General features: G+C 64.5%; 29 protein-coding genes. 14 read left to right on the plus strand and 15 right to left on the minus strand.

What is annotated here, in order from left to right:
- Positions 1–39 precede the first annotated feature (39 nt).
- The 3 genes from SO140_RS32305 to SO140_RS32315 all read left to right on the plus strand — a co-directional run bounded on the left by SO140_RS32305 (position 40) and on the right by SO140_RS32315 (position 1,443).
- Positions 40–270 (plus strand): hypothetical protein, encoded by a 231-nt coding sequence (locus SO140_RS32305; protein ID WP_449377115.1) that lies wholly within the window; start codon positions 40–42, stop codon positions 268–270.
- Positions 271–304: 34 nt separating this feature from the next.
- Complete coding sequence (locus tag SO140_RS32310; protein ID WP_449377114.1) at positions 305–703, plus strand: hypothetical protein; 399 nt, start codon at positions 305–307, stop codon at positions 701–703.
- Positions 704–825: 122 nt separating this feature from the next.
- Complete coding sequence (locus tag SO140_RS32315; RefSeq protein ID WP_449377113.1) at positions 826–1,443, plus strand: class I SAM-dependent methyltransferase; 618 nt, start codon at positions 826–828, stop codon at positions 1,441–1,443.
- Here SO140_RS32315 and SO140_RS32320 read toward each other — a convergent pair.
- Positions 1,440–1,994 (minus strand): SET domain-containing protein, encoded by a 555-nt coding sequence (locus tag SO140_RS32320; RefSeq protein WP_449377112.1) that lies wholly within the window; start codon positions 1,992–1,994, stop codon positions 1,440–1,442. The two genes, SO140_RS32315 and SO140_RS32320, sit on opposite strands and share 4 nt — an antisense overlap.
- A gap of 149 nt (positions 1,995–2,143) precedes the next feature.
- On the opposite strand from SO140_RS32320, the gene SO140_RS32325 reads away from it, so the two are divergent.
- Entirely contained in the window at positions 2,144–2,746 is a 603-nt protein-coding gene (locus SO140_RS32325; RefSeq protein WP_474802693.1) for a hypothetical protein, read from the plus strand.
- Here the strand turns inward: SO140_RS32325 and SO140_RS32330 are convergent.
- Positions 2,743–3,327: a DUF6321 domain-containing protein gene (locus tag SO140_RS32330; protein ID WP_449377110.1), complete on the minus strand. Its 585-nt coding sequence runs from the start codon at positions 3,325–3,327 to the stop codon at positions 2,743–2,745. The two genes, SO140_RS32325 and SO140_RS32330, sit on opposite strands and share 4 nt — an antisense overlap.
- A gap of 45 nt (positions 3,328–3,372) precedes the next feature.
- Entirely contained in the window at positions 3,373–4,089 is a 717-nt protein-coding gene (locus tag SO140_RS32335; protein ID WP_449377109.1) for a TetR/AcrR family transcriptional regulator, read from the minus strand.
- Positions 4,090–4,195: 106 nt separating this feature from the next.
- On the opposite strand from SO140_RS32335, the gene SO140_RS32340 reads away from it, so the two are divergent.
- The 5 genes from SO140_RS32340 to SO140_RS32360 all read left to right on the plus strand — a co-directional run bounded on the left by SO140_RS32340 (position 4,196) and on the right by SO140_RS32360 (position 7,872).
- A complete protein-coding gene (locus SO140_RS32340) occupies positions 4,196–5,593 on the plus strand; it encodes a carotenoid oxygenase family protein (protein WP_449377108.1) in 1,398 nt (465 codons plus the stop codon).
- 172 nt (positions 5,594–5,765) lie between these two features.
- On the plus strand, positions 5,766–6,248 hold the full coding sequence (locus SO140_RS32345) for an MAPEG family protein (protein ID WP_449377107.1): 483 nt from the start codon (positions 5,766–5,768) through the stop codon (positions 6,246–6,248).
- A 77-nt stretch (positions 6,249–6,325) separates the two neighbouring features.
- Positions 6,326–6,898 carry a hypothetical protein gene (locus tag SO140_RS32350; protein ID WP_449377106.1) on the plus strand — a complete coding sequence of 191 codons (573 nt, stop codon included), beginning with the start codon at positions 6,326–6,328 and terminating at the stop codon, positions 6,896–6,898.
- A 15-nt stretch (positions 6,899–6,913) separates the two neighbouring features.
- A complete protein-coding gene (locus SO140_RS32355) occupies positions 6,914–7,468 on the plus strand; it encodes an inner membrane-spanning protein YciB (RefSeq protein ID WP_449377105.1) in 555 nt (184 codons plus the stop codon).
- Positions 7,469–7,575: 107 nt separating this feature from the next.
- A complete protein-coding gene (locus SO140_RS32360; protein ID WP_449377104.1) occupies positions 7,576–7,872 on the plus strand; it encodes a hypothetical protein in 297 nt (98 codons plus the stop codon).
- 141 nt (positions 7,873–8,013) lie between these two features.
- On the opposite strand, the gene SO140_RS32365 is transcribed toward SO140_RS32360, so the two are convergent.
- A complete protein-coding gene (locus tag SO140_RS32365) occupies positions 8,014–9,957 on the minus strand; it encodes a DEAD/DEAH box helicase (protein ID WP_449377103.1) in 1,944 nt (647 codons plus the stop codon).
- A 135-nt stretch (positions 9,958–10,092) separates the two neighbouring features.
- Positions 10,093–11,748 carry a fumarate hydratase gene (locus SO140_RS32370; protein ID WP_449377102.1) on the minus strand — a complete coding sequence of 552 codons (1,656 nt, stop codon included), beginning with the start codon at positions 11,746–11,748 and terminating at the stop codon, positions 10,093–10,095.
- 118 nt (positions 11,749–11,866) lie between these two features.
- On the opposite strand from SO140_RS32370, the gene SO140_RS32375 reads away from it, so the two are divergent.
- The 4 genes from SO140_RS32375 (at position 11,867) to SO140_RS32390 (ending at position 14,244) form a co-directional block, all read left to right on the plus strand.
- Positions 11,867–12,400: a hypothetical protein gene (locus SO140_RS32375; RefSeq protein WP_449377101.1), complete on the plus strand. Its 534-nt coding sequence runs from the start codon at positions 11,867–11,869 to the stop codon at positions 12,398–12,400.
- A 92-nt stretch (positions 12,401–12,492) separates the two neighbouring features.
- A complete protein-coding gene (locus tag SO140_RS32380; protein WP_449377100.1) occupies positions 12,493–12,972 on the plus strand; it encodes a hypothetical protein in 480 nt (159 codons plus the stop codon).
- Positions 12,973–13,315: 343 nt separating this feature from the next.
- Positions 13,316–13,489, plus strand: coding sequence for a hypothetical protein (locus tag SO140_RS32385; RefSeq protein ID WP_449377099.1), 174 nt, complete (start codon positions 13,316–13,318; stop codon positions 13,487–13,489).
- A gap of 80 nt (positions 13,490–13,569) precedes the next feature.
- Positions 13,570–14,244, plus strand: a complete 675-nt coding sequence (locus tag SO140_RS32390) for a methyltransferase family protein (protein ID WP_449377098.1) — start codon at positions 13,570–13,572, stop codon at positions 14,242–14,244.
- Between the two features lies 1 nt (position 14,245).
- Here the strand turns inward: SO140_RS32390 and SO140_RS32395 are convergent, their stop codons facing one another.
- The 10 genes from SO140_RS32395 to flgB form a co-directional block, all read right to left on the minus strand.
- Entirely contained in the window at positions 14,246–14,953 is a 708-nt protein-coding gene (locus tag SO140_RS32395) for a glutathione S-transferase (RefSeq protein WP_449377097.1), read from the minus strand.
- Positions 14,954–15,113: 160 nt separating this feature from the next.
- A complete protein-coding gene (locus SO140_RS32400) occupies positions 15,114–15,803 on the minus strand; it encodes a lectin (protein WP_449377096.1) in 690 nt (229 codons plus the stop codon).
- Between the two features lie 147 nt (positions 15,804–15,950).
- On the minus strand, positions 15,951–16,922 hold the full coding sequence (locus SO140_RS32405; protein WP_449377095.1) for a Tim44 domain-containing protein: 972 nt from the start codon (positions 16,920–16,922) through the stop codon (positions 15,951–15,953).
- Between the two features lie 335 nt (positions 16,923–17,257).
- Positions 17,258–19,843: a cell cycle histidine kinase CckA gene (gene cckA / locus SO140_RS32410; RefSeq protein WP_449377094.1), complete on the minus strand. Its 2,586-nt coding sequence runs from the start codon at positions 19,841–19,843 to the stop codon at positions 17,258–17,260.
- Between the two features lie 155 nt (positions 19,844–19,998).
- Positions 19,999–21,078 (minus strand): flagellar biosynthesis protein FlhB, encoded by a 1,080-nt coding sequence (flhB, locus tag SO140_RS32415; RefSeq protein ID WP_449377093.1) that lies wholly within the window; start codon positions 21,076–21,078, stop codon positions 19,999–20,001.
- Positions 21,079–21,087: 9 nt separating this feature from the next.
- Positions 21,088–21,858, minus strand: a complete 771-nt coding sequence (fliR, locus tag SO140_RS32420) for a flagellar biosynthetic protein FliR (RefSeq protein WP_449377092.1) — start codon at positions 21,856–21,858, stop codon at positions 21,088–21,090.
- A gap of 17 nt (positions 21,859–21,875) precedes the next feature.
- Positions 21,876–22,139 (minus strand): flagellar biosynthesis protein FliQ, encoded by a 264-nt coding sequence (gene fliQ / locus SO140_RS32425; RefSeq protein ID WP_007612284.1) that lies wholly within the window; start codon positions 22,137–22,139, stop codon positions 21,876–21,878.
- A gap of 80 nt (positions 22,140–22,219) precedes the next feature.
- Positions 22,220–22,528: a flagellar hook-basal body complex protein FliE gene (gene fliE, locus SO140_RS32430; RefSeq protein ID WP_449377091.1), complete on the minus strand. Its 309-nt coding sequence runs from the start codon at positions 22,526–22,528 to the stop codon at positions 22,220–22,222.
- A 17-nt stretch (positions 22,529–22,545) separates the two neighbouring features.
- Positions 22,546–22,971: a flagellar basal body rod protein FlgC gene (gene flgC / locus SO140_RS32435; RefSeq protein WP_449377090.1), complete on the minus strand. Its 426-nt coding sequence runs from the start codon at positions 22,969–22,971 to the stop codon at positions 22,546–22,548.
- Positions 22,972–23,073: 102 nt separating this feature from the next.
- Entirely contained in the window at positions 23,074–23,478 is a 405-nt protein-coding gene (gene flgB, locus SO140_RS32440; protein WP_449377089.1) for a flagellar basal body rod protein FlgB, read from the minus strand.
- A gap of 352 nt (positions 23,479–23,830) precedes the next feature.
- On the opposite strand from flgB, the gene SO140_RS32445 reads away from it, so the two are divergent.
- Positions 23,831–24,470, plus strand: a 640-nt coding sequence (locus tag SO140_RS32445; protein WP_498543567.1) for a flagellar biosynthetic protein FliO, incomplete at its 3' end; no start/stop codon positions are given.

Here is a 24,470-nt window from a genome sequence, read left to right on the forward strand (position 1 = left end):
AGGGCCATGGCTCATCTTCTCCAGCAGCAGGAGATGACCATGATCGCGCTGCTTCTCTACCGGACCGTTGCCGACACCCTGCTGCCCTGGGCGGTGAAGTTTGCCACCCGCCTGCTCGCGCGCAGCCTCAACATGCCAGAACCGCTGGTGCACTCGACCGGCGACTTCGTCATCGCACAGGTGCTGGCCTTCGAGCACAGCGTCGGAAAAAGCCTCTGCCCGTTCCGCCTCGCACGCATCATTCGCGCCTTCTGGCGCGGCCTGCGCTGATCTTCACCCCGAAGCCCATAGAAGGAGAACGACCATGATCCATGCATCCAGCTTCCTGCGCCGTGCCCTCTTCGCTGACGCAATCTTCAGCGGCATCTCAGCAGTCGGCCTGACCTTCGACGCGAGCGCCGTCGCCTCGCTCTTCAATCTGCCCGAGGCACTGCTGCGGGAAACCGGCCTGTTCCTGATCGTCTATGCCGCGTTTGTCGGATGGCTCGCTTCGCGCAGCTCAGTGCCGAAAGCCCTCGTCACCCTCGTCGTGGTCGGCAACGCCGCCTGGACGGCTGCGAGCATCGCGCTGCTGTTCTCCGGCGCGGTGTCACCGAACCTCGCCGGCGAACTCATGGTCGTGGCCCAGGCGATCGCGACCGGCGTGTTCGCGGAGTTGCAGTATGTTGGACTGCGCAAGAGTGGCAGCGCGGTCGTGGCCTGACCTCGCTCAAGCTAGTCATTCCGGGCTAGCGCGTCAGCGCCAGACCCGGAATGTCGTGATCCGCATTGCTTCGCTTCGCCCGCGATGCCAACAATCGCTTGGATTCGAGGGATGGCGTATAAATGTCAGAGCCAGTCAGCGGCACGGAAGGCTATGCGCAGGAGACATCTGAACTCTTCGCGCGATATGAGACCATCCCGCCTGCCGATGTGCATCGCGCGGTGCTGCATCTCCTACCCAAGACCCCGTCTCGGGTGGCCGATATCGGCTCCGGCAGCGGACGCGATGCGGCCTGGTTTGCCGAAATGGGCCATCGCGTCGTCGCTGTCGAACCGACTGATGCATTGCGGGTAGGTGCCATTGCGCGGCACTCCCGGCCTGCCATCGAATGGGTGAACGACAGCCTGCCCGATCTCTCGGACTTGCGGAGTCGCAACGAGACCTTCGACCTGGTCATGCTCACCGCGGTCTGGATGCATCTCGACGAAAACCAGCGCGGGCGCGCCATGCCGAACGTTGCGTCCCTGACTGCGACCGGCGGCCTCGTCATCATGAAGCTGCGCCACGGCCCGATACCGCCGGGGCGGCGAATGTTTGAGGTATCTCCTGAGGAGACGATCGAGCTCGCAGGACCTTACGGTCTGCGCTCGGTGCTCAACGTGCGATCGGATTCGGTCCAAGCGGCGAACCGGAGCGCAGGCGTCCGTTGGAGTACGATTGCGCTCGCGAAGGCGCCTTAGGCCCGCGCGCGCCCGTTGGCCTTGCCGTTGGCGTGCTTGCCGTTGAGCTTCTTCTTTTTCGCGCCCGCCTTCTGTGCCTTGCGCTCGGCGCGCGCCTTCACCTTGGCCCGTTCGGCCCGCGCCTCGGCGCGGAGCTTCTTGCGCTTCTTCTCGCAGGAGGCGCACTTGCAGCCGATCGGCTTGAGATAGGCTTTGAAATAGTCGGTGCCGTAGTCGTAGTTGATCTCGTCGCCAGCCTCGATGTTCTTGATGGCGCGGATGAAGACCTTGCGCTTGCGCGGGCGCACGTCGGATTCTGCGTTCGGCCGGCACGAATGGTTGATGTACCGGGCGACGTTCTTGCGCACCGAGCCATCGATGGTCCAGCGGTTGTTGAGCTCGAACAGGTATTTGTTCTCGATGTCGTCATGCTCAGGAATCCGCGAGTCCAGGATCGGTCCGAAATAACGGATGATCCGGGTACCCTTCTTGATCGGTTTGGTGGCGAAGAGGCCAAGTCCGGTCTTGGAGCGGCCGACGCGATAGGGTTTGTTCGACAAGATGGCTGGCATGATCGAAATAAGTGACAACGCGGGACGAGGCGAAGGCGCTCTTCTAGAACGATTCCGCGGCCATGTCAGGTGTCTCGAGGCCCGGTTTGAACCTTCCCCACAATGAACACGTCTGAATGAGGTGAGTTCCGCGGCATGAGGGCTTCGTCATGAAGCATGTCACACTTGGCTGCCTGATTGCGCTGCTCGCCAGCGTCGCGCTTGATCAGGCCGGCGCCCAATCCTTCGGCAGTACCTACACCTCGACCGCGCCCAAGGATTGCCGGCAGATCGGCAAGCCAAGCGCGCTTGACGGCAGCACGACGCGGGTCTGCCCTGGCAAGGCCGGGCTCGTGGTGCTGATCGCCGAGGACGATCTGCGCGAAGTCGTGTCGATCGGCCTCAACCGCGCACTTGCCGCCAAAGAGCCGGCGGCGCAGGTGTGGTTCCAGCCGTTCAACTCCACCGAACACACGGTAGAATGGCGCGCCGAGGGCACAAAACCATTCGCCATCATCCAGCGCTGGCGCATCGCCGACGGCACCGATCTCAACAAGGAAGGACGGCCGAACACCAAGGCGATGCTCGCGGTGACGCGGCTGCCGCCGGGGCCGGTCTGCCATGTCGCCTGTGTCGACGTGAAGGCCAATGCGAACGCCAACGAGCTGGCGCGCCAGGCGGCCGACCAATATGCGCGCGACTTCACCTGCGGCAAGGACGAGGTGAAGGTGATCGGCACCAGCGGCCGCGCGATCGAACTCGCGCGGCGCTAAGCCTTCTTCGCGCGGCGATAGCGAGCCAGCAGGCGCTCGCCCTTGGCCGCGATGCGCCGTGCTGCCGCGACGGTTTCTGGCACTGGCTCGCCCCAGGCATGGGCCGAGAGCGCGTGCCGGGTCGGATGGCCCTTGGCATCCACAAGCGGCGGCAGCTTCTTGCGGCCGTAGAAGCGTACGGCCCAGCTTCCCTTGCGCCGCATGTCCTGCGGCGTCATCTCCGCTTCCGGCTTGTTGACGCCGGGCCGCAAATGCGCGCCTTCCTTGCCTGCGAAGGCCTTGCGGCCCGCGGCCGTCAAACCGCCGCGCGGATCCTTCTCGCGTTCGGCTGAAGCGCGCTTGCGCGTCGTGTGCTTACGCGTCTTTTTGGCCGATGTCTTCGAGGACCTGGGAGACTTCTTCTTGGAGGTCTTCTTTGCTGCCATGCGCATGTTGTCCACGAGGTTGGGATAACGGCGGCCGGCGCGCCGGGCACGGGCCTTCGCCGCCGATTCTTGCGTGGGCGTAAGGTGCTTCGCCGCCTTGCCCGCGCGTTTGCGCGGGTTGGCGCGTTTCCAGGGAGCCCGCGATGTTCTCGTCATGGCGCGTCAACGCACGACGATGGCAAGGGTTGCGGTCCCCTCCGATCAGGACGGCGGCAGCTTCCCCTGCGCCGCCGACTTCAGGATCGCCTCCAGAAGCTGCTCGGCCGTCGTACCCTTCGGCAACCGTCCCAGAATGTCCTCGAGGCGGCCGTCGAGCAGCAGCATGGTGAAGCCGTGCACCATCGACCAGGCACGCGCGATGGCTGCGGCCTGGTCGAGTGTCAGCGTATCGCCGCTGATCCGCTCTTGCCGCATCGCGCCGATGGCGTTGGCGAGCCCCGCGAACGAGGCATGTGCGGCCTCATGCAGCGAGGGCCTGGAATAATCGAGCCGTTCGGTGCGAAACATGATGCCGTACATGCCGGGATGGGCCTGCGCATAGGCGACATAGGCCTTGGGCCGCGCCAGTGCCTGCTCCAGCGGCGTCCTGGCGGCATCGCAGGCCAAAGCCATCGCCGCATTGAATTGGCGGAAGCCGACCGCGGCGAGCTCGCTGACGAGACCGGTGAGATCCCCGAAATGATGGGTCGGCGCGGCATGCGACACGCCCGACTCGCGCGCCACCGCGCGCAGCGTCAGCCCGGCGAGCCCGTCGCGTTCCAGCACTCTTTCCGCAGCCTTCAGCAACGCCTCGCGCAGCGCACCATGATGATAGGGCGTCTCGGCCTTCGCGCTCGCGACCCGGCGCGGCCGCTCCTTCGCGGCGGATGACGGCGATTTTCTGGGGCGAGCGCGGCGGATGGTTTCGGTCTTGGCCATGACTGGCGTTATATGACGTCATTTTGACAGTGTAAAGATTTCGCTTGACCGAAGCTCGAAGTGGCACTAGCGTATCTTTACGATGTAAAGATACGGAGGATACGCCTTGCAGCAGGATGTGTTCAGCCAGGTGCCGGCCAATCGCGCGCCAATCCCGTTCGAAGCCGACGCGCCATTCCCAAAAATTGTCGGCGAGTTACCGCGCGAATTGAACGGGACGCTTTATCGCAACGGCCCTAATCCCCAGTTCGACGCACCCGGCGCGCACTGGTTCGTCGGCGACGGCATGCTGCACGCCTTCCATCTCGAAAACGGCCGCGCGAGCTACCGCAACCGCTGGGTCCGCACCCCGAAATGGCAGGCCGAACACGATGCCGGCCGGGCACTGTTCGGCGGCTTCGGCCGCAAGCTGCCGGACGCGCCTGCGCACCTGACCGACGGCGGCGTCGCCAACACCAACGTCATCTTCCACGCCGGCAAGCTGCTCGCGCTCGAAGAAGGTCATCTGCCGACCGAGATCGAGCCCGGCACGCTCGCCACGCGCGGCTACTGCAACTACCAGGGCCGCGTCGCCGGCCCCTTCACTGCGCATCCGAAGATCGATCCCTCAACCGGAGAAATGGTGTTCTTCGGCTACAATGCGAGCGGCCCGCTCACGCCCACCCTCTCCTACGGCGCGATCGACGCAGGCGGCAAGGCGACGCGCTTTACGCGTTTCGAGGCGCCTTATGCCAGCATGGTGCACGACTTCATCGTCACCGAGAACCACGTGCTGTTTCCGATCCTGCCCATCACCGGCAGCATGGAGCGCGCGATGAAGGGCCGGCCGCCCTACGCCTGGGAGCCGGAGAAAGGCGCCTATGTCGGCGTGATGAAGCGCAGCGGCAAACCTGAGGACATCGTCTGGTTCCGCACTGAAGCCTGCTACGTCTTCCACGTCATGAACGCCTGGGAGGACGGCAACCGCATCGTCGCCGACGTTATGCAGTTCGAGGAGGCGCCGCTGTTTCCGCATCCCGACGGCAGGCCAACCAATCCCGACAAATCATTCGCGCGCCATTGCCGCTGGACCTTCGAGCTCAACGGCAATACCGACCGCTTCCAGCAGACCTATCTCGACGATCTCACCGGCGAATTCCCGCGCATCGATGATCGTCGCGCAGGATTGAAAACCAACCACGGCTGGTACGCCTGCGCCAATCCAAGACTGCCGATGTTCACCGCGCTGTCCGGCATCGTGCATGTCGACGGCGCCGGAAAACGCCTCGGCCATTACTTGCTGCCGGCCGGCGACAGCATCTCCGAACCGGTGTTCGTCGAGCGTGCCAGAGATGCCGCTGAAGGCGATGGCTGGCTGCTCGCCGTGGTCTGGCGCGCCCGCGAGAACCGCAGCGATCTCGCCGTGTTCAGCGCCGCCGATGTCGAGGCAGGCCCCATCGCGCTCGTGCAGCTCGGCCACCGGGTGCCCGACGGTTTTCATGGCAACTGGGTGGGAGCGGCGTAGAGCCCATCCGCTGTCACTTCGGGGCAGAGCCACGGGTCCGCGCGACGCGCGGCCCGATGACAGGCTCCGCGACGTGCCCGGGCGCGCGTGACGCGGCACGATGGATTCCGCGCTCGCGTCAGATGGCGCGCCCCGGAATGACGATCGTTTGTGCTTCAGCAGGGAGCCTCACATGCACATGCCAGCCATCACTGCGTTCTATCTCGCGGTCCTCGCCCTGCTCTACGCCGTCCTCGCGCTTCAGGTGATCTGGCTGCGGCGGAGCAACAAGGCCGCCTTCAGCGATGGCGGCAACACGAGCTTGCGCAGCGCGATCCGCGCCCACGGCAACTTCATGGAATATGTGCCGATCATCACACTGATGGTCGCCATGATTGAAATGTCCGGCGCATCCGCACTGCGCATTCACCTCCTGATGGGCGCACTCTTGGTGTCGCGGCTGCTGCACCCGATCGGCATGTCCGCCACGCCGAACTCGCTGCGGTTTCAGATCGGCCGCGTCGGCGGGATCGTCATCACCATCAGCCTGTTGATCACGTGTGCCTTGACGGTCCTGTCTCGGCTACCCTGGAGCGACCTTGCCGACGAAGCGTCGGCACAAGCCATTGCAACAATTCATTTTTTACAGGTCATTCACGTCATTTTGACACTGTAAAGATTTTGCTTGACCTCGCTCCCGGCCTGACGTATTCATCTTTACAGTGTAAAGATAAGCCCTGATCGAGGCGGCTCATGACAATCTTCCTGATCCTCGCTCCCTACGGCGCCTTTGGCTTTCTGATGTTCCTGACATCGGCAAAGGTCAGCGTGTTCACCGCCTCCGCGATCTGCCTTGCCACCATCGCAATCGACGTTGCGTGCCGCCGCTCGGTGAAGATCCTCGCCGCCGGATCGGCGATCCTGTTCGCCGGCATCGGTATCTATCTCGCGCTGCTCAATCCCTGGCTGAGCACGCTCGCGGTGAAGTTGTCGGTCGATGCCGGCATCTTCGTGATCTCGCTCGGCTCGATGCTGGCTCGCCATCCGTTCACGCTGCAATACGCCCTCGAAGAGGTCCCCGCCGAGACGGCGGCGATGCCAGGCTTCCTGCGCGCCAACTACATCATTACCGCCGCATGGACCGCGGCGGCGCTGTTGATGATGGCCTCCAACGTCGTGCTGCTCTACGTGCCGGGCCTGCCGATCTGGTCGGGCCTCGCAGTGGCGTTTGCCGCCCGTAACAGCGCGATGTATTTCACGAAATGGTATCCCGAGTATCGTAAGATCAAATACGGTACACCCGCCAGCGCACTGCCCTTTTCCTAACCGACAGGACCGACGATGAAGGACGTATTCGCCCGCCTCGCTTCCGATTTCCTCTCGACCATCGTCTTCCTCGTCATCTATCTCGTCACCGACAACATCATCCTCGCGACGTCTGTGGCGGTTGCAGGGGCGATCGCGCAGGTGATCTACGCCCGCTTCAAGGGCAACTCGCTCGGCTACATGACCTACGCATCGCTCGCGCTCGTCATCGTGCTCGGCACTGTCACCATCCTCACCCAGGATCCGCGCTTCGTGCTGGCAAAACCCTCGATCGCGCATTTTGCGATCGGCGCGATCATGCTCAAGCGCGGCTGGATGCTGCGCTATATGCCGGCACGCGTGACCGACGTCATTCCGGAATATGTCACCGCGGCAGGCTATGCCTGGGCCGCGCTGATGTTTGCGCTCGGCGCCGGCACCATCGCAGTCGCCGCGACCGGCGACCTCAAATTGTGGGGCTTCTACGTCTCGGTCGTCGCCATGGGCGCCAAGATCGCGGCATTCGCCATCCAATACGTCATCTTCCGCATCGTCATCACCGGCCGCTTGCGCGCCGCTGCCCGCGCCTGACTGCGGCGAAGAGAGCGTTAGGCAGCCGCTTTGAGTTGGGCTATACGCTCGGCGCTGGACAGACCGCGGATCATCGCGGTTCGCCGGGAGAGGTTAGGGAGACAGGAATGGCCGTCGACGGAAACTGGAATATCGTCTTGAGCACCCCGATGGGCGACCGCAACACGACCCTCACGCTGAAGAGCGCAGGCAGCGCGCTGACGGGCACGCAGGGCGCCGAAGGCGAGTCCGGCGAAATCTTCGACGGAAGCGTCAACGGCGACGATGTCGCCTGGAAGATCTCGATCACCAATCCGATGCCACTGACGCTCGCTTTTTCCGGCACGGTTTCCGGCGACAGCATCTCAGGCGAAGCCAGCATCGGCCCGATGGGCAGCTTTCCCTTCACCGGCACGCGGGCCTAGCCGTCCCCCTCACCCCTGCGTGCTCTCCGGCCTCTTTGTTGCGACGGCTCTGTCCGTCGCAACAACAGCAACGGGGAGCAGTGCAGATGACAAACAACCGGCGTAGCGCGCAAGCGCGCTCGCCCTCTGTTCGGCAACGCCTCAGCCGCGACGGTCCTTCCTTGTCTTCTTTCCACGAGCACCCTTCGCAGGCCATGCACTTGCCTGGTGCGGTTGGCCGGCGTGGCCGGGCTTGCTCCGGCGTTTCTTCTTGCCGAATTCAGCCTCGCTGCCGAATTTCGATCCGCCCTCGGCGCGTGGCTTGCGCGTTGCCGGGTCACGGGAATCGTCGCGGCGACGAGCGCTGTGTTCGATGTCGTCGGTCTCGCGCCGGGGCGCGTGCGTGCGCTTGTCCGAGGACACCTGGCCTTGAGGAGCATCTGCCATCGGCTCGATGCGTATGCTGTCTTCCTTGTCGGGACGCCGGATCTTGACGGCGAAGGATTCCGCGACCCGCTGGGAAATCTCGAACTCGGTGGTAGTGTCCATGATCCGGATGGCGCCGATGTCGCGCTTGTCGATGCCGCCGCGACGGCAGATCATCGGCAAGAGCCAGCGCGCCTCCGCATTCTTTCTTCGTCCGATGGCGGCGCGAAACCATACGCTGGCCTCCGCCATGCCGTGCCGCGACGATGATTTTCCCGTCTTCGACCGGGACGCGGCAGGACGGTCATCGCCGCGCGAGATTCTCGCGTTTTCTCGACCGCGCCCGTCGCGCGGCCGGCCGCTAGCCTCACCGGGATCGAGAATGTCTTCGGGCGCAGGAAGCCGCGCGCGGTAAAGACGCGCAAGCGCCGCAGCGATATCCTCAGGCGACCGCTCGGCAAGCAAGACCCGCGCCAGCATCAGGTCGTCGGAAGTCGCCTCCTCGGTGAACACGGCATCCTTCAGCATGCGTTCGTGATCAAGCTTGCGGATATCATCCGCCTGCGGCGCCGTGCCCCAGACGGCGTCCGTGCCCGACAGATTCAGCAGCAGTTCCGCACGCCGTCTTCGTGCGGGCGGCACCAGCAGGACGCTGACACCCTTCCGGCCCGCACGGCCGGTGCGGCCCGAGCGATGCTGCAGGACCTCCGCATCGTTCGGCAGATCCGCGTGAATGACGAGGTCGAGGCTCGGCAGGTCGATGCCGCGCGCCGCCACGTCGGTCGCCACGCAGACGCGGGAACGTCCATCCCGCAACGCCTGCAGAGCCTGGGTTCGCTCGTTCTGCGTCAACTCGCCGGAGAGCGCGACCACGGAAAAACCGCGCTCGAGCAGCGCCGCCTGCAAATGCCTGACGGCGTCTCTGGTGTTGCAAAACACAAGTGCGCTCGGCGACTCCCAGAAACGCAAGACGTTGACGACCGCGTGCTCGACATCACCAGGAGCGATCCGGATGGCGCGGTACTCGATATCGGCGTGACCGCCTTGGTCGCCGGCGACCTCGATCCGAAACGCCCGTTGCTGATACTGCTTTGCCAGCGCAACGATGCCGCGTGGAAAGGTCGCCGAGAACAACAACGTGCGGCGCGTATCCGGCGTCGTCTCCAGGATGAATTCCATATCCTCGCGAAAACCGAGATTGAGCATCTCGTCGGCCTCGTCGAGAACGACGGTCTTCAATTCCGAGATGTCGAGATGGCCGCGCCGCAAATGATCACTCAATCGGCCGGGCGTCCCGACCACTATGTGAGCGCCGGCGGCAAGCTCGCGCTGTTCGCGGCGCGGATCCATACCGCCAACGCAGGAGACGACGCGCCCATCCGCATGTTCATAGAGCCATGCGAGCTCACGCTGAACCTGCAAGGCGAGCTCACGCGTAGGCGCGACGATCAAGGCAAGCGGTGCGGCAGCCCGCTCGAAGCGCTCCAGGCTGCCGAGCAGATTGCTTGCGATGGCGAGCCCGTAAGCGATGGTCTTGCCCGAGCCGGTCTGCGCCGAAACGAGCAGGTCGCGGTCAACAGCTTCGTCCGCAAGCACGGCGATCTGAACAGGGGTCGGCCGGTCGTAGTTGCGCTCGGCGAGAGCGCGAGCGAGCGGCGGACTTGTGGTCGGGAATGACACGAGATGAATAGCCTTGGTTGGTTCGGGCAGAAATGGTCTGGCCGAACGAATCGAAGCCGCGCGTCCGGCCGACGGCGCGGCCGCACGCGTGGCGACTTGATCAGGATTCCTTGTGAACTCTTACGCGGATGCGCACTAGCCGAGGTTCAACTCCTTGAAGAAGTCGTTGCCCTTGTCGTCGATGATGATGAACGCCGGGAAATCGACCACTTCGATGCGCCAGATCGCCTCCATGCCGAGTTCGGGATATTCGAGCACCTCGACCTTCTTGATGCAGTGCTCGGCAAGGTTCGCCGCCGCACCGCCGATCGAGCCGAGATAGAAGCCGCCATACTTCTTGCAGGCCTCGCGCACGGCCGGCGCGCGGTTGCCTTTGGCGACCATCACCATCGAGCCACCGGCAGCCTGGAACTGGTCGACGAAGGAATCCATCCGGCCCGCCGTGGTCGGACCGAACGCGCCAGAGGCGTAGCCCTCGGGCGTTTTCGCGGGGCCGGCGTAATAGACCGGATGGTTCTTGAAGTAATCCGGCAACGGCTCGCCCTTTTCCAGCCGCTCGCGCAACTTGGCGTGCGCGGAGTCGCGCGCGACGATCATGGTGCCGGTCATCGAGACCCGCGTCTTGATCGGATATTTCGCGAACGTCGCCAGGATATCCTTCATGGGCTGGTTGAGGTCGATCTTCACGACCTCGCCGCCGAGCGTCTGTTCGACCTGCGGCAGATACTGCGCGGGATTGTGCTCGAGCTCCTCGAGATAGACGCCGTCCTTGGTGATCTTGCCTAGCACCTGGCGGTCGGCCGAGCACGACACGCCAAGCCCGATCGGGAGCGAGGCGCCGTGGCGCGGCATGCGGATCACGCGCACGTCGTGACAGAAATACTTGCCGCCGAACTGCGCGCCGACGCCGAGCGACTGCGTCATCTTGTGGATTTCCTGCTCCATCTCGACGTCGCGGAAGGCGTTGCCATCAGGCGAGCCGTGGGTCGGCAGCGCATCGAGATAGCGCGCGGAGGCGAGCTTCACCGTCTTCATGCAGAGCTCGGCGGAGGTGCCGCCGATCACGATCGCGAGGTGGTAGGGCGGGCACGCGGCCGTGCCCAGCGTCAGCACCTTCTCCTTGAGGAAGGCGAGCAGCCGGTCCTTGGTGAGGACCGAGGGCGTTGCCTGGAACAGGAAACTCTTGTTGGCGCTGCCGCCGCCCTTCGCCATGAACATGAATTTGTAGGCGTCGTCGCCCTCGGCGTAGATCTCGCACTGCGCCGGCATGTTGTTGGCGGTGTTCTTCTCCTCGTACATCGACAGCGGCGCGACCTGCGAGTAGCGAAGGTTGCGGCGGAGGTACGCGTCGCGCGCGCCTTCCGACAGCGCCGCCTCGTCCTCGCCGTCGGTGATGACGTTGCAGCCCTTCTTGCCCATGATGATCGCGGTGCCGGTGTCCTGGCACATCGGCAGCACGCCGCCGGCCGCGATATTTGCGTTCTTCAGGAAGTCGAGCGCGACGAACTTATCGTTCGGGCTGGCCTCGCCGTCTTCCAGGATCGCGCGGAGCTGCTTCAAATGCCCCGGCCGCAGATAGTGGTTGATCTCGCCGAAAGCCGCCTCCGACAGAGCCCGCAGCGCCTCGCGCGACACCACCAGCATGTCCTTGCCCAGGACCTTCTCGACCCGCACGCCTTCACTCGAAACCTTCTTGTAGGGCGTCTCGTCCTTGCCCAGCGGAAACAGCGGGGTGTGCTTGTAGGGCGGAACGGGCTGGGACTGGTCGGGAAAGGCAGTGGGAGCGTTCATGGTCTGGTCTCGGGTTAGATCGGCTGGGCACGACGAAGGCGCCAAGGTTTGAACCCTTCTAAGCCCTTTTCCTACAAAGGGAAGGTTCTCGGACGCCCTCCAGCAATCGAAATGACGAATGCCTGCCCCTGCGATCACACCTGACACCGTGCCGGTCCCGACCCTGCCGACACGCCGCCCGTTCGGTCTTTTGCTGGTCCTTCTCGCCGTCGCGGTGCTGGAGGCTTTTGACGGGCTATCCAACGTCTCGACGCTGTTTGGCGACATGTCGGAGATCCCGGGCCCGGGTCTCGGCGGTTTCCTGATCAAGGCGCACATCGCCACGCATCCCGTGCTGGCGCTAATGGCGCTCGCCTGCGCGGCCATGGGACGGCTGCGTGGCGCAATTCTCGCGCTTGCCGCCATCATCGTGACGACCTGGCTGCACGACATGCCTTCGGTGGTGCTGCACGGCTTCGATTTCGCCGGCATCAGCGCCTTCCAGACCCCGGCCCAGTTCATCGCCTTCCCGCTGATGGCCGCCTGCGCCATCGCCTGCGCGCTCCGCAATCAGCGCCTTGCTCTCGCCACGCTGCTCGTCAGCGCACCGACGCTGTTCAACATGTTGATGTTGGTTGCCTTTGCGGTGGGCGTGGCGATCTACGGGTTCTGAAGAACCGGAGCCTTGGGCCCGCACAACCGCCAACGCGACCCTTGCGCTTCGCGCGCTGCGACGCTTTTATAGCGCCGAAGGGGCTTTTCATCATGATTTTCAAATTCGACGTTCGCGGCGCGATTCTGGCCGCCGCCGCAATCACCGGCCTTGTCGCTCTCGCCTCGCCTGCGCGTGCGGACCAGTGCGACGATATTGCGAAACAGCTCGGCAGTGGCATTGACGGGCTGAAGGTCAACTTCAAGGCGGCCAACATCATCTATCTCACCCACCCGGCGGCGAAGGAATTGTCGCTCGGCTGTCGCGCGCAGGGGCAGACCTATTCCAACGAGCTCTATGCCAAGGGCGATCGTCGGCCGACGCCGCAGTTCTATGATCTGATCGCCTCGGCGGCGGCGATCATCTTCACGCTGCCGAAGGACGACACCGCGACCGGTGCGTCGCGCTGCCTGAAGCGCATGGGCATCTTGCGCGGCGACAAGGTATCGATGCGCTACAAGCGGCTGAACATGGAGTGCACGCGCACCAAAAGCGAAGCCGCGATCGCGATCACGCGGCCGAAGGACGAATAGACGGGGCGCTTCGCGCTGGTGACCGCGGGCGCGATGAATACCTGTCGCGAAGCCGCCTGTCACATACTCCGCCATTGCCGAGCGCAGCGAATCAATCCAGACTATCTCCGGCGGAAAGATCTGGATTGCTTCCTGTCATCGCGCCGCGCTACGCGCGAACGTCGGCTCGCAATGACGTGGAGAGAGCGGTGCTCTTGCTGAGGCACTCTCAATTGCGGTGACAAAAGCCACCGTCCTCAGCCTTCCGCTCCCAAAAATCCCTCGCATTTTAACGATCTGCTTCACGGAAGCTTCGGCTCCCGCGGGTCATGTTCGCGTGTTTCAATCTGTGAGGATTTGCGTGATGAGTGTTTCCAGCGTTGCGCCGCCGTCGATCGCGATCGTGGTGCCGAACTACGACACGACCAAGCAACAGGACGACCAGACCAAGACCAACGATTCCGATTCCAGTTATCAGCCGCCGCCGGCTCCGCCGCTGCCGCCGGGCCAGGGCACGCGGATCGATCAGTACGCCTGACCCCGGCTCTCGATCCCTTCAGGCCGCATCTTTGCCAGATAGCGGCGATAGCATCATGTGCGAATTGCAGGGAAACGCGCATGATCGCAAGACTGCTCTTGCAGAACTCGATCGTCGTCATCGCGATGGGCGCGCTGCTGTTTGCCGGCGCCGGCACGCTCGATTGGCCGGGTGCATGGGTGATGCTGATCACCTCCGCCCTGCTCGGCCCGCTCTGCGGCTGGTGGCTATACCGGCTCGACCCGGCGCTGCTCGCCGAACGTCTTGGACCCGTCATCCAGAAGGATCAGCCGGCCGCCGACAAGGCCTTCATGGCCGTATTCATCGTGGTCATGTTGATCTGGCTGGTCGCGATGGGGCTGGAACGGCGCTATCGCGTCTCCGAAATGCCGCTTGCCTTGCAGGTGCTCGGCTTCGCGCTGTACCTCGCCTCAACCGCCTTCACGCTATGGGTGTTTCGCGAGAACTCGTTCGCCGCACCCGTGGTGAAGCTGCAAACGAAGCGCGCGCAGCACGTGGTTTCGACCGGACCCTACGCCTATGTGCGACATCCCATGTACAGCGGCATGGTGCTGTTCTTCCTTGGCGTGCCGCTGCTGGTCGGCTCATGGTGGGGCGTCGCGATGGCGCCGCTGTTCCTCGTCTTGTTTGCGATCCGCATCCGCATCGAGGAGCGCACCTTGACCGAGGGCCTGCCGGGCTATGCCGACTATGCGCTGCGCGTGCGCCCTCGGCTGCTGCCGGGCGTCTGGTAGCTTACGCGTCGAGCTCCCTGTAGCGGCGGAAGATGCCCTGCTCGTTGAAGGCTATCCGGCGCTCGCTGGCGAGATAGGCCTTGATGTTCGGCCGCACCGCGACGCGCTCGCGCAGAGCGACGAGGCCGGGGATCTCCTCCTCGAAGGCGCGCATGCGCTTTGGAAACGCGTAGCGCAGGCCGTCGACGATCTGGAACAGCGAGAGATCGACATAGGTCAGTCTGCGGCCGGTGACGTAGACGCCGCCATTGGCATCGAGCAGCTCCTCGAAATAGCCGAGATATTTCGGCACGCGCTCCTTCCAGAACCCGGCCGTACGCTTCTTCGCAGCCGGCCGCGCGTCCTCGTAGTAGAGCGACGGCCCGAGCGGATGATGGGTGTCGTGAATCTCCAGCACGAAGTCGGCGATCGTGAGCTGGAGCTGATGAACCCACAATTTGCCGGCCTCGGTCTTTGGCGCGAGGCCATGGCGGCCGCCCAAATAAAGCAGGATGTTGGCGGTCTGGCCGATGACGAGCTTGCCGGCTTTGAGGAACGGCGGCGCAAAGGGCGGCATGCCGCTATGCGCCTTCATCATCTTCATCATCGCAGCAGTGCCGCGAGGGCCCCGCGCGACGTCGACATAGGCCGCTTTCGCCTCCTCCAGCGCCAGCCGCACATATTCGCCGCGGCCCTGGATCTCGGGCCAGTAATAGAGCTCGTATTTCATGAGGAGGTCCCGTGACAATTCCGATGCGAACGTAGCACGCGACCCAAACTCCGTCATTCCGGGTCGGTTCGAAAGGACCGAACCCGGAATCTCGAGATCCCACAATGCGCAATTGCGCATTCGGGTTCGATGCTTCGCATCGCTCCGGAATGACCTTCGGTCAGTTCACCGCGAAGCAGTAGAGCAGCCCGTCGCCGCCGGTGCTCTTCAGGTCGGCCTGCGAACAGCCGCCTTCCGGTCCTCGCGAGGGATGCGAGCTGTTCCAGGATTTCGAGGGCTCGTCGTCGCGCAGGCCACGGCGGTCGAGATGGCCAACCATCGCGGCACCTTGCGTGCTCGACGTCCAGTTCTTGCAGGTGCGATCGTCTGCACCGGCGAACGCGGTGCCGTCGGGTTGCGATCCCGTGAGGACATCATGCCGGTTCGGCTGGTCACCAACACCATTGATCCCCTCGCCTTTCTCGCTCAGCGCGGTCTGCTTGGTGAGATTATTGGCGGGGCTGTGCAGATCAGCAACGTCCTTGGCGATCACGACGCCCTTCGCATTCTGCCACGGCCCCTTGCCGATGCGGTCACGCGCGTTGACCGCCGGCTTGCCGTCGGCAGCCTGTGTCGAGAGATACGCGTGCCAGGTCTTGGTGCTGGCGCCGGCGGCCTGCGCGAGCTTCTGGCATTGCGCGTCGGCGCCATCGAGGCCGCCGAGATCAGCGCCCTTGCCGGGACCGCTGGAGGTGACGAAGAAGGTTATGTCGGCCGATTGCGCCAGCGCAGACGGCGCCGCAAGCAAGGTTGCCGCAGCCACGGCAAACGCGAGGCTGGGGAATGTCGTCGGTCTCACGAAACGGGTCATCGCTTCCTCCAGTTATGATTGTATTTTGGCCGCCGCCTGACTTGAACCCGAGGCGTGCCGCATTATTCCGCCGCCCCGACGTGAAGCACCCAAACAAAAAAGGCGCCGTGCCGCGGCACGACGCCCTTGTTCCTCATTGGCTGGCGATCAGTTGGTCTGCTGGATTGCCGACAGTTCCCAGTTGCTGCCGGGCCGGCGCGCGAAGGTCCAGACCTCAGTGACTTCGCTCGGCTGCTCGCTGCCGGCGACGATCGCGCCGGTGTTGCGATCGACCGTCTTGTCAGTCAGCGCGAAGCGCATTGCGACGGTGGCATAGTCGGTCACGTCCTCGCGCCATGCTTCCGACAGGTCGCCCTGCAGCAGTCTCACGTTGGAGACCTTGTTGACGACGTTGCGGGCGCGGTTCTCAGCCAGATCCTTCTCGAAATAGGCGACCATCTCCGGCGTCGCGAGCGTATGCAGTTTGGCGACATCCTCGTTCGACCATGCGGTCTGGATATCCCCGAGCAGGCGCTCGAAGGCCTCATAGTCGGCCGGCTGGATCTCGAGCGGCGCGTTATTGGCGCCGAGCCCGAAACCAAGTCCACTGCGATAGCTCGGCTGCGGTCCGCTGCCCGCGCCGGCGCCGGCATAGGCCGCCTGCGACGCGTGACGACGCTGCCACCAGGACATCGCCATCCGCACCAGGAACACCACCAGCACGATCTGGATGATCAGGCCGAGGATCGACGACAGGCCGCCCAGCCCACCGAACAGGCCGCCGCCGAACAACAGGCCGAACAGGCCGGCGCCGATGAAGCCGGCGGCGAGCCCGCGCAGCATGCTGCCGCCCGGGCGGTTGAACATGCCGCCGCCCATCGGCGCGGTCGAGTTCGCGCCCGGCTGACTATAGGTGCGGTTGAAGGGTGTGGCCGTGCCCGGGGCGGTCGAGGTCGACGGCGGCGCGGAGAAGGTCCGCGAACCGCGCGAGCCCGACGAGAAGCCGCCACCGACGCGGGCATCGGCGGAGGTGATCGCGAGCGCGGTCGGCAGCGCCAGCGCCAGCACGACGGCCATCGTCTTCACGAGACGCCGGCTACGTAACGAGAAATTCATGTGCGTTTCCCAAATCCCCGGCATGGGGAAGTGCCATTAAGATGGTCAGTGGAACCGAAAAGTGAAGCCGGTTTCGAAACCTTCGGCTGCGGCCCTCAGTCGCGGGCCGGTGCGGAATTACCTATCATTTGCGAGCAGGCACCGATGCCAATCCTAATTTCGCAAATGACGGCTTTTGGAAGCACCTCGCCTCCCTGAGGTCGTCCTGGCGAAAGCCAGGACCCATTACCCCAGGGTTTGGTCAGGCGGACGGTACTCGCCCCGGAGTTCTATCGATAGATCACGCGGTATGGGTCCTGGCGTTCGCCAGGACGACGGGGGGGATTGCGGTCCGTCTGTCCCAACCTGACGGGACGCCCTCACACAGCCTTCATCGTCTCCTTCACGGCGGCGACGAGCTGGCTCAGCGTGAACGGTTTTGGCAGGAAGTCGAACTGCTGGCCTTCGGGCAGGCTCTTCTCGAAGGCATCCTCGGCATAGCCGGAGACGAAGATGAACTTGATGTCGGGGTTCTTCTCCCGCATCGCCTTCAGCAGCGTCGGACCATCCATCTCCGGCATCACGACGTCGGAGACGACGAGATCGATCGCGCCGCTCTGCTCGTCCAGCACCTCCATGGCCTCGACGCCGTTCTCGGCCTCGACCACCGTGTAGCCGCGCGAGCGCAGGCCGCGCGCGTTGAGTGCGCGCAGGCCCTCCTCGTCCTCGACGAGCAGGATGGTGCCCTGCCCCGTGAGATCGGTGCGCGGCTTTGCTTCGGCCGCGGGCGCTTCCTTGGCCGCGCCGTTCGTCTGGGCGACGGCGGCCGTTCCGGTCACCGGCGTCTCGACCTGCACTTCGGGTTCGACATGATGCCGCGGCAGGAAAATGTGGAACGAAGTGCCCTTGCCCGGCTCGGAATCCACGTAGATGAAGCCGCCGGTCTGCTTGACGATGCCGTAGACCGTGGACAGCCCGAGGCCAGTGCCCTTGCCGACTTCCTTGGTCGAGAAGAACGGCTCAAAGATCTTGTCACGGATGTCGGCGGGGATGCCGGTGCCGGTGTCGGCGACCTCAATCCGCACATAGTCCGCCGCCGGCATGCCCTTATAGGCGAGCTTGCCCGCTTCGTCCGTGGCGACGTTGGCAGTGCGGATGATCAGCTTGCCGCCGTCGGGCATCGCATCGCGCGCGTTCACGGCGAGATTGACGATGACCTGTTCGAATTGGGAGACGTCGACCTTGACCGGCCAGAGGTCGCGGCCGTGGACGAGATCGAGCTTCACCTTCTCGCCGATCAATCTGCGGAGCAGCATGGTGAGATCGGAGAGCGCATCGCCGAGATCGAGCACCTGCGGCCGCAGCGTCTGCCGGCGGGAGAACGCGAGCAGCTGCCGCACCAGGGTCGCAGCCCGCGTGGCGTTCTGCTTGATCTGCATGATGTCCTGGAACGACGGATCGGTCGGCTTGTGCGCGTTCAACAGGAAGTCGTTCGCCATCATGATGGCGGACAGCACGTTGTTGAAGTCGTGGGCGATGCCGCCGGCGAGCTGGCCGACCGTCTCCATCTTCTGCGACTGGTTGATCTGGTTCTCCAGCGCACGCCGCTCGGTGGTCTCGAGCATGTGCACGATCGCGGCCTCGGCGTCGTTCTCGCCCTCGTCGACCGGAGTAACGAAGAACTGCCCCCAGCGCTCCTTCGTTCCCTCCAGCGCCACCTCGACCGGCGCGATGTCGCCCTTCCCTTCGGCGGCTTGGTTGATTGCCGCGATCAGCAGGTTCCGGTCGCGCGAATTGATCGCGCGGAAGATCGATCTGCTGGCGCTGTCGAGGCCGAGGCCCTGCGCCAGCTTGGCGTAACGCGCATTCGCCCGCACCACATTGCCGCCGCGATCAACGGTGGCGATCGCCATCGGCGTGTGGTCGAAGAAGCGCATGAAGCGCACCTCGGCGGCGCGGTCGGGATCGCTGCGCTCGTCGCGGGCACGGCTGATCACGAGGGTGCGCGACGGGCCCGGCGTGCCGTCGGCTCCGAAGGCCAGCTTGTGATAGAGCCGCACCGGCATGGTCCTGCCGGTGCGCATGCGCAGGTCGATGTCGAAGACTTCCGTCTTCACTTCGCCCGGCACCGCCACGATGGAGGTCAGCAGTGAGGCGCCATCGCCGGAGACGATGTCGGTGAGTTTGAGGCCGCCCGAGCCGATCTCGGCGAGATCATAGTCGAGCCAGTTGGCGAGCGTCGCGTTGACGTAAGCGAGCTCACCGGCCGGATTGACCGAGAAGAAGCCGCACGGCGCATGATCGAGATATTCGATCGCGTGCTGGAGCTCCTGGAACACGTCCTCCTGGCGCTCGCGGTCGCGGGTGATGTCGGCGATCGACCACACCGCATATCTGGCCTCGCGCTTGCCCGTGCCGAGCGGGCGCACCCGCATCCGCAGCCAGCGCCCCTGGCTGCCGTCATGGCCGGAGATGCGCACCTCCTCCTGCTGCCGCTTGCCTTCGCGCGCGGCCTTCAGCAGGCGAAACACGGCCTCCGACACATCTGGATTGCCGATGAATACGCGCTCGACGGGCCGCACGTCCTGCGGGCCGGAGGCGCCGGTCATGGTCAGGTAGGCCGCATTGGAATAGACGACATGGCCGCGCGGATCGGTCACCGCGAGCCCGTCAAAGGCATGATCGGAGATGCGGGCAATGATGGGATCGTCGAGATTGCGGTCGGCGAAACGAACGATGCCGGCGGCAAAGGCGAACAGGTTGAACAGACCGACCATCGCCAGCACGGCGAGGATACCGAGGATATAGGGCTGCGCCTGCGTCCGGCCGAGTGTCATGAGCCCGACGGCGACCGCCACGAGCGTCGCCGCTACGAGGAACACCAGCGCGATGCTGCCCGAGCGTTGCGGCGGCTCATGCACCGCAACAGACTCGCGTGGCAGGTTGTGGTCGGTCTCAGCGGTCATCCCAGGTCATCGCAGCCTGTCGACAGGAAAAGAACGCGCGAACCGCGCGCAACGGACCCTCCCTGCCTGAATCGGACCCGCAGGCGCAAGGGCGGCAGGGGCGAAACGTACGCTGATTCCCAGTTTACAGCCATTTCCGGTACTTTTCGGGTGCTCTATTTCCGTCCGGCGCCGAATCCGCGCTTCAGCCGCATGACGTAGCCGATGACCTCGGCAACAGCATGGTAGTGCTCGACCGGGATTTCCTGGTCGATCTCAACGGTGGCATAGAGCGCGCGCGCCAGCGGCACGTTCTCGACGATCGGAATGTCGTGCTGGCGGGCGACCTCCCTGATCTTGAAGGCGAGATTATCGACGCCCTTGGCGACGACGATCGGCGCCTGCATGCCGCGCTCGTAGGATAGCGCCACCGAATAGTGGGTCGGGTTGGTGATGATCACGGAGGCCTTTGGAACCGCCGCCATCATGCGCTTCTTGGCGCGCTGCTGCCGGAGCTGCCTGATCTTGCCCTTGACGTGCGGGTCGCCTTCGGACTGCTTGAACTCCTCCTTGATCTCCTGGAGCGACATCTTCTGGCGCTGGAACCAGCTGCGATATTGGAAGAAATAGTCGGCGATGGCGATGATCGCGAGCGCCGCGACCACTGCGCCGAGCAGATGGATGGTCATGCTGGTGGTGGCGCCCAGCATGGCGGACGGGTCGAGCTTGACCATCGATTCCACCCGATGCCGCTCCGGCCACAGGACCATGGTCATGACCGCGCCCAGCGCGACCAGCTTGCCGATGCCTTTGAGGAAGTTCGCCGCCGCCTGCTTGCCGAAAATGCGCTTGAGGCCGGCTGCTGGCGAAAGCTTGCTGAATTTGGGTTTCAGGGATTCGGCCGACCACACCAGGCGGTGCTGGAGCATGTTGCCGGCGATCGCCGCCAGCACCAGCATCAGCAATGGCACGCCGATCGCGGCGACCACCGCGACTTCGATCTGCTGCATCAGCGCGAGCAGGTTCCCGCCGTCGGTTTTGATCATCCAGGAATTGGCCAGCAGGTTGCGCATCGGCGTCACCAGCCCGCTGCCGACCGAGCCCGAGAAGGTCGAGACCACGAGCGTGCCGCCCGCGATCATGAACCAGGTGTTGATCTCCTGGCTCTTGGCGACGTCGCCGCGTTCGAGCGCCTCCTCGAGGCGCTTTTGCGTCGGGTCTTCTGTTTGACTCTCGGGATCGTTGTCGTCCGCCATTGATCCCTCTTACTTGAGCGGCATCATCTGGTGCATGACACCGATGAAATAGTCGAGGAAGGTCCCCATCAGCGCCGTGAGCACCACGGCGAGCACGAGGAACCCGGCGAAGATCGAGAGCGGCACGCCGACGAAATAGACCTGCATCTGCGGCATCAGCCGCGCCAGCACGCCAAGCCCGATATTGAAGACGAGGCCGAACACCAGGAACGGCCCGGAAAGCTGCAAGCCCAGGCGGAAGGCGGCGGCGAAAGCGCGCGTCGCGAGCGAGGCAACGTCGCCGCTCGCCATCGTCTCGCCCGGCGCGAAGATCGCATAGCTGTCGTTGAGCGCGGCGATGACGAGGTGATGGCTGTCTGTCGCGAACAGCAGCGTCACGCCCAGCATGGTCAGGAAATTGCCGACCAGCACGCCCTGCTGGCCCTGTGTCGGATCGACCGAGGTAACGAAACCGAGCCCCATCTGCTGCGCGATCACGGCGCCGGCGACCTGGAGGGCGGCGAGCGTCACGCGCGCGGTCGCCCCCAGCACGATGCCGATCGCGATCTCATGCAGCATCAGCACCAGGAGCGAGGCGATCGAGCCCATGTCGACATGGTAGGCGTTGCGGTGCAGCGGCAGGATGATCAGCGTGAGCAGCAGCGCGATCGACAGTTTGATACGCGTCGGAATGTTGGTCTCGCCCAGCCCCGGCAGCAGCATCACCATCGCACCGACCCGGGCGAAGGCGAGCATGAAGGCCGCGGCAAGCGCCGGCAGCAGCGAGACGTCGATGCGCATGGTTCACGCATACTGCCTCAGCCGCCGATGATTCGCGACGAGATCCGCAGCATGTGGGAATGGAGCGCGTCGGCCATGAAGGGTAATGCCAGCAGCATGGTCGCGAAGATCGCGAGGATTTTCGGCACGTAGATCAGAGTCTGCTCCTGAATCTGCGTCAGCGCCTGGAACAGCGACACCACCACGCCAACCACGAGCCCCACCACCATCAGCGGCGACGACACGATCACGATCGTCCAGATCGCATCCCGCGCCACGTCGAGCGTTTCAGGTCCGGTCATTGCACACGCCCTCTATTCAAAGCCGCATCCCCGCCGCTATCGCGAGGAAAGTGGCGTCCTGTCCCCGTCATTGCGAGCAATCAGATCGCCATCTTCATGATGTCTTCGTAGGACTGGATCACCCGGTCGCGCACCGATACCAGCGTCGATACGGCGACGTCGGTTTCGGCGACCGCGGTCACCACGTCCATCACGTTGGCCTTGCCGCTCGCCATGGCCACCGTCTGCGCATCGGATTTGCGGCCGGATTCCATGACGCTGCCGATGGAGTCCTTGAGCAGCGCGGCGAAGGACGGGCCGCTCGCCTCCGATCCCTTGCCGGCGGCGCTGTTTTCGAGCACGCGCGCGAGATTAGCATAGGCATTGGCGGCAATCGTCGGTGAAGCCATGGCGGTGAGCCTCCTGTTCAGGCCTTGAGGATGTCGAGCGTGCGCTGGATCATTCGGCGCGTTGCACTGATGATGTTGAGATTGGCCTCGTAGGACCGCTGCGCGTCGCGCATGTCGGTCATTTCGACCACCGAGTTCACGTTCGGATATTTGACGTTGCCGCTCGCGTCGGCGGCCGGATTGTTCGGCTCGTATTTGACGCGGAAGTTGGACTGGTCGGGCTTGATCTTGCCGAGGGTGACGACCTGCGCGTCCAGCGAGCGGTCGAGCGCGGAGGAGAAGGTCGGCACCTTGCGCCGGTAGGGATCGCCACCGGCGCTCTGGGCGGTGGAGTCCGCGTTGGCGATGTTCTCCGAGATCACCCGCATGCGTCCGGCCTGTGCGCGCAGGCCGGAGGTCGCAATCGCCATCGAACGGGCGAAGTCGCTGCTGTCATTCGCCATGATGCGCCTCCGCTAGGCTCTTTGTTTGAGCATGATCTCCGCGCAAACGCGTTCCGCGTTTGTCGCGAGGGAAAACCGCTGCACACTTTTCCGGATCATGCTCTAGCCCTTGCCGATCGCGGTCTTCAGCAGGTGCAGGCTCTTGGAGTAGAGCGAGGTCGCGGCCGCGTAATCCATCTGGTTCGAGGCGGACTTCATCATCTCCTCCTCGAGATTGACGGCATTGCCCGCAGGGCGTGTCTCGAAGCCCGCATTCTTGTTCTGGTCGAAGCTCGACGGCGCGCCGGACGGAGTCATGTGCGAGGCGGTGGTGCGGGCCATCGCGAGCGGCCCCATCGAGCCGGCGACCGCGCCGGTCTTGTCGAATTTGGGCTCGACCAGGTCGCGCGGCCGGAAGTTGGGCGTGTCGGAATTGGAGACGTTCTCGGACAGGACGCGCTGGCGTTCCTGGTGCCACTGCATCTTGGTGCGAAGCGCCGAGAGCACCGGGAGGTCGTTGATGGACATGGCTTGCGGCTCCTTGCCCCGGGATCAGGCCCCCGGGGCTAGGCAGAATTTGCCGCGTGTATGGTTAACGGCCGGTTAAGACGTTAGCGGCAGATGTCCCTCGTTGAGACGCCAAGGTTTCGCCCCCGTGATTCTACGCTCCAAAACACTCGTTAACCCAACCGCTTGGCTCCGGAACAATTCCCAAGAAGTCGTTTTGGATCGGGCGATTCATGGGTTATTAAGAACTGGGGACGGCAGAACCTGCCGTAAGGTGTTAAGGGATCGAACTTCTGGGGCGTCGCGGGCTTGCGGTCGGGATGGATTTCGACCATTGGCCGCATGAGACAAGCGCCATTTGCCGGGGACAAGCATGCAAGGCCCTTTGACCTTTATCTTAGCGTTCATCGTCGTGCTGGCGCTCATCGGCTTGGCCGCGTGGCTGGTTCGTCGATTCGCGACGAACCGGCTGGGCGCCAACACCCAGCGCGGCCGGATGCCCCGGCTTGCCGTGATCGATGCCGCCGCCGTCGACGGGCGCCGCCGCCTGGTGCTGGTCCGGCGCGACAATGTCGAACATCTCCTGATGATCGGCGGCCCGACCGACATCGTCGTCGAGCCCAACATCGTGCGTGCCGCCTCGAGCCGCGATCAGCTGCCGCAACGGTCTGGGGGTGCCGAGCCGCCGCGCCTCGCCCCGATGCCCGAACCTGCCGCTTGGGATGAGCCCTCGCCGCGCCCCGAATTGCTCGACCAGCCCGAGCCGCAAATGCCCGAGCCGCCGCCGCGGCCCGCACGCCCCTCCTTCGCCGACGAAGTGCGCCGGCCCGCGCCTGCGCTCGCCGAGCGCCGTAGCGATTCACTCGCTGGCTTCACCGCCGAGCCGCTCGCGCCGCGCCCCGAGCGCGAGCCGCAGGTCAGGCCCGAGCCGATGCCGCCGCGCGTCCCGCGCAGCGAGCCGATGATGCCGCGTCCGCCGCGCCAGAGCGAACCGGCGAAGGTCCCGCCGGTGC

This window comes from Bradyrhizobium sp. UFLA05-108 (assembly GCF_059803455.1).

Coding starts and splice junctions, on each gene's coding strand:
- SO140_RS32320 (WP_449377112.1), bottom strand. CDS start 1,994: ATGCCAGCCATCTTGTCGAACAAACCCTATCGCGTCGGCCGCTCCAAG.
- SO140_RS32405 (WP_449377095.1), bottom strand. CDS start 16,922: ATGCCGGGGATTTGGGAAACGCACATGAATTTCTCGTTACGTAGCCGG.
- SO140_RS32400 (WP_449377096.1), bottom strand. CDS start 15,803: ATGACCCGTTTCGTGAGACCGACGACATTCCCCAGCCTCGCGTTTGCC.
- fliR (WP_449377092.1), bottom strand. CDS start 21,858: ATGCGCATCGACGTCTCGCTGCTGCCGGCGCTTGCCGCGGCCTTCATG.
- SO140_RS32305 (WP_449377115.1), top strand. CDS start 40: ATGATCGCGCTGCTTCTCTACCGGACCGTTGCCGACACCCTGCTGCCC.
- fliQ (WP_007612284.1), bottom strand. CDS start 22,139: ATGACCGGACCTGAAACGCTCGACGTGGCGCGGGATGCGATCTGGACG.
- SO140_RS32325 (WP_474802693.1), top strand. CDS start 2,144: ATGAAGCATGTCACACTTGGCTGCCTGATTGCGCTGCTCGCCAGCGTC.
- flhB (WP_449377093.1), bottom strand. CDS start 21,078: ATGGCGGACGACAACGATCCCGAGAGTCAAACAGAAGACCCGACGCAA.
- flgC (WP_449377090.1), bottom strand. CDS start 22,971: ATGGCGAATGACAGCAGCGACTTCGCCCGTTCGATGGCGATTGCGACC.
- SO140_RS32370 (WP_449377102.1), bottom strand. CDS start 11,748: ATGAACGCTCCCACTGCCTTTCCCGACCAGTCCCAGCCCGTTCCGCCC.
- SO140_RS32310 (WP_449377114.1), top strand. CDS start 305: ATGATCCATGCATCCAGCTTCCTGCGCCGTGCCCTCTTCGCTGACGCA.
- fliE (WP_449377091.1), bottom strand. CDS start 22,528: ATGGCTTCACCGACGATTGCCGCCAATGCCTATGCTAATCTCGCGCGC.
- SO140_RS32375 (WP_449377101.1), top strand. CDS start 11,867: ATGCCTGCCCCTGCGATCACACCTGACACCGTGCCGGTCCCGACCCTG.
- SO140_RS32380 (WP_449377100.1), top strand. CDS start 12,493: ATGATTTTCAAATTCGACGTTCGCGGCGCGATTCTGGCCGCCGCCGCA.
- SO140_RS32345 (WP_449377107.1), top strand. CDS start 5,766: ATGCACATGCCAGCCATCACTGCGTTCTATCTCGCGGTCCTCGCCCTG.
- SO140_RS32395 (WP_449377097.1), bottom strand. CDS start 14,953: ATGAAATACGAGCTCTATTACTGGCCCGAGATCCAGGGCCGCGGCGAA.
- flgB (WP_449377089.1), bottom strand. CDS start 23,478: ATGTCCATCAACGACCTCCCGGTGCTCTCGGCGCTTCGCACCAAGATG.
- SO140_RS32335 (WP_449377109.1), bottom strand. CDS start 4,089: ATGGCCAAGACCGAAACCATCCGCCGCGCTCGCCCCAGAAAATCGCCG.
- SO140_RS32355 (WP_449377105.1), top strand. CDS start 6,914: ATGAAGGACGTATTCGCCCGCCTCGCTTCCGATTTCCTCTCGACCATC.
- SO140_RS32350 (WP_449377106.1), top strand. CDS start 6,326: ATGACAATCTTCCTGATCCTCGCTCCCTACGGCGCCTTTGGCTTTCTG.
- cckA (WP_449377094.1), bottom strand. CDS start 19,843: ATGACCGCTGAGACCGACCACAACCTGCCACGCGAGTCTGTTGCGGTG.
- SO140_RS32360 (WP_449377104.1), top strand. CDS start 7,576: ATGGCCGTCGACGGAAACTGGAATATCGTCTTGAGCACCCCGATGGGC.
- SO140_RS32390 (WP_449377098.1), top strand. CDS start 13,570: ATGATCGCAAGACTGCTCTTGCAGAACTCGATCGTCGTCATCGCGATG.
- SO140_RS32315 (WP_449377113.1), top strand. CDS start 826: ATGTCAGAGCCAGTCAGCGGCACGGAAGGCTATGCGCAGGAGACATCT.
- SO140_RS32385 (WP_449377099.1), top strand. CDS start 13,316: ATGAGTGTTTCCAGCGTTGCGCCGCCGTCGATCGCGATCGTGGTGCCG.
- SO140_RS32330 (WP_449377110.1), bottom strand. CDS start 3,327: ATGACGAGAACATCGCGGGCTCCCTGGAAACGCGCCAACCCGCGCAAA.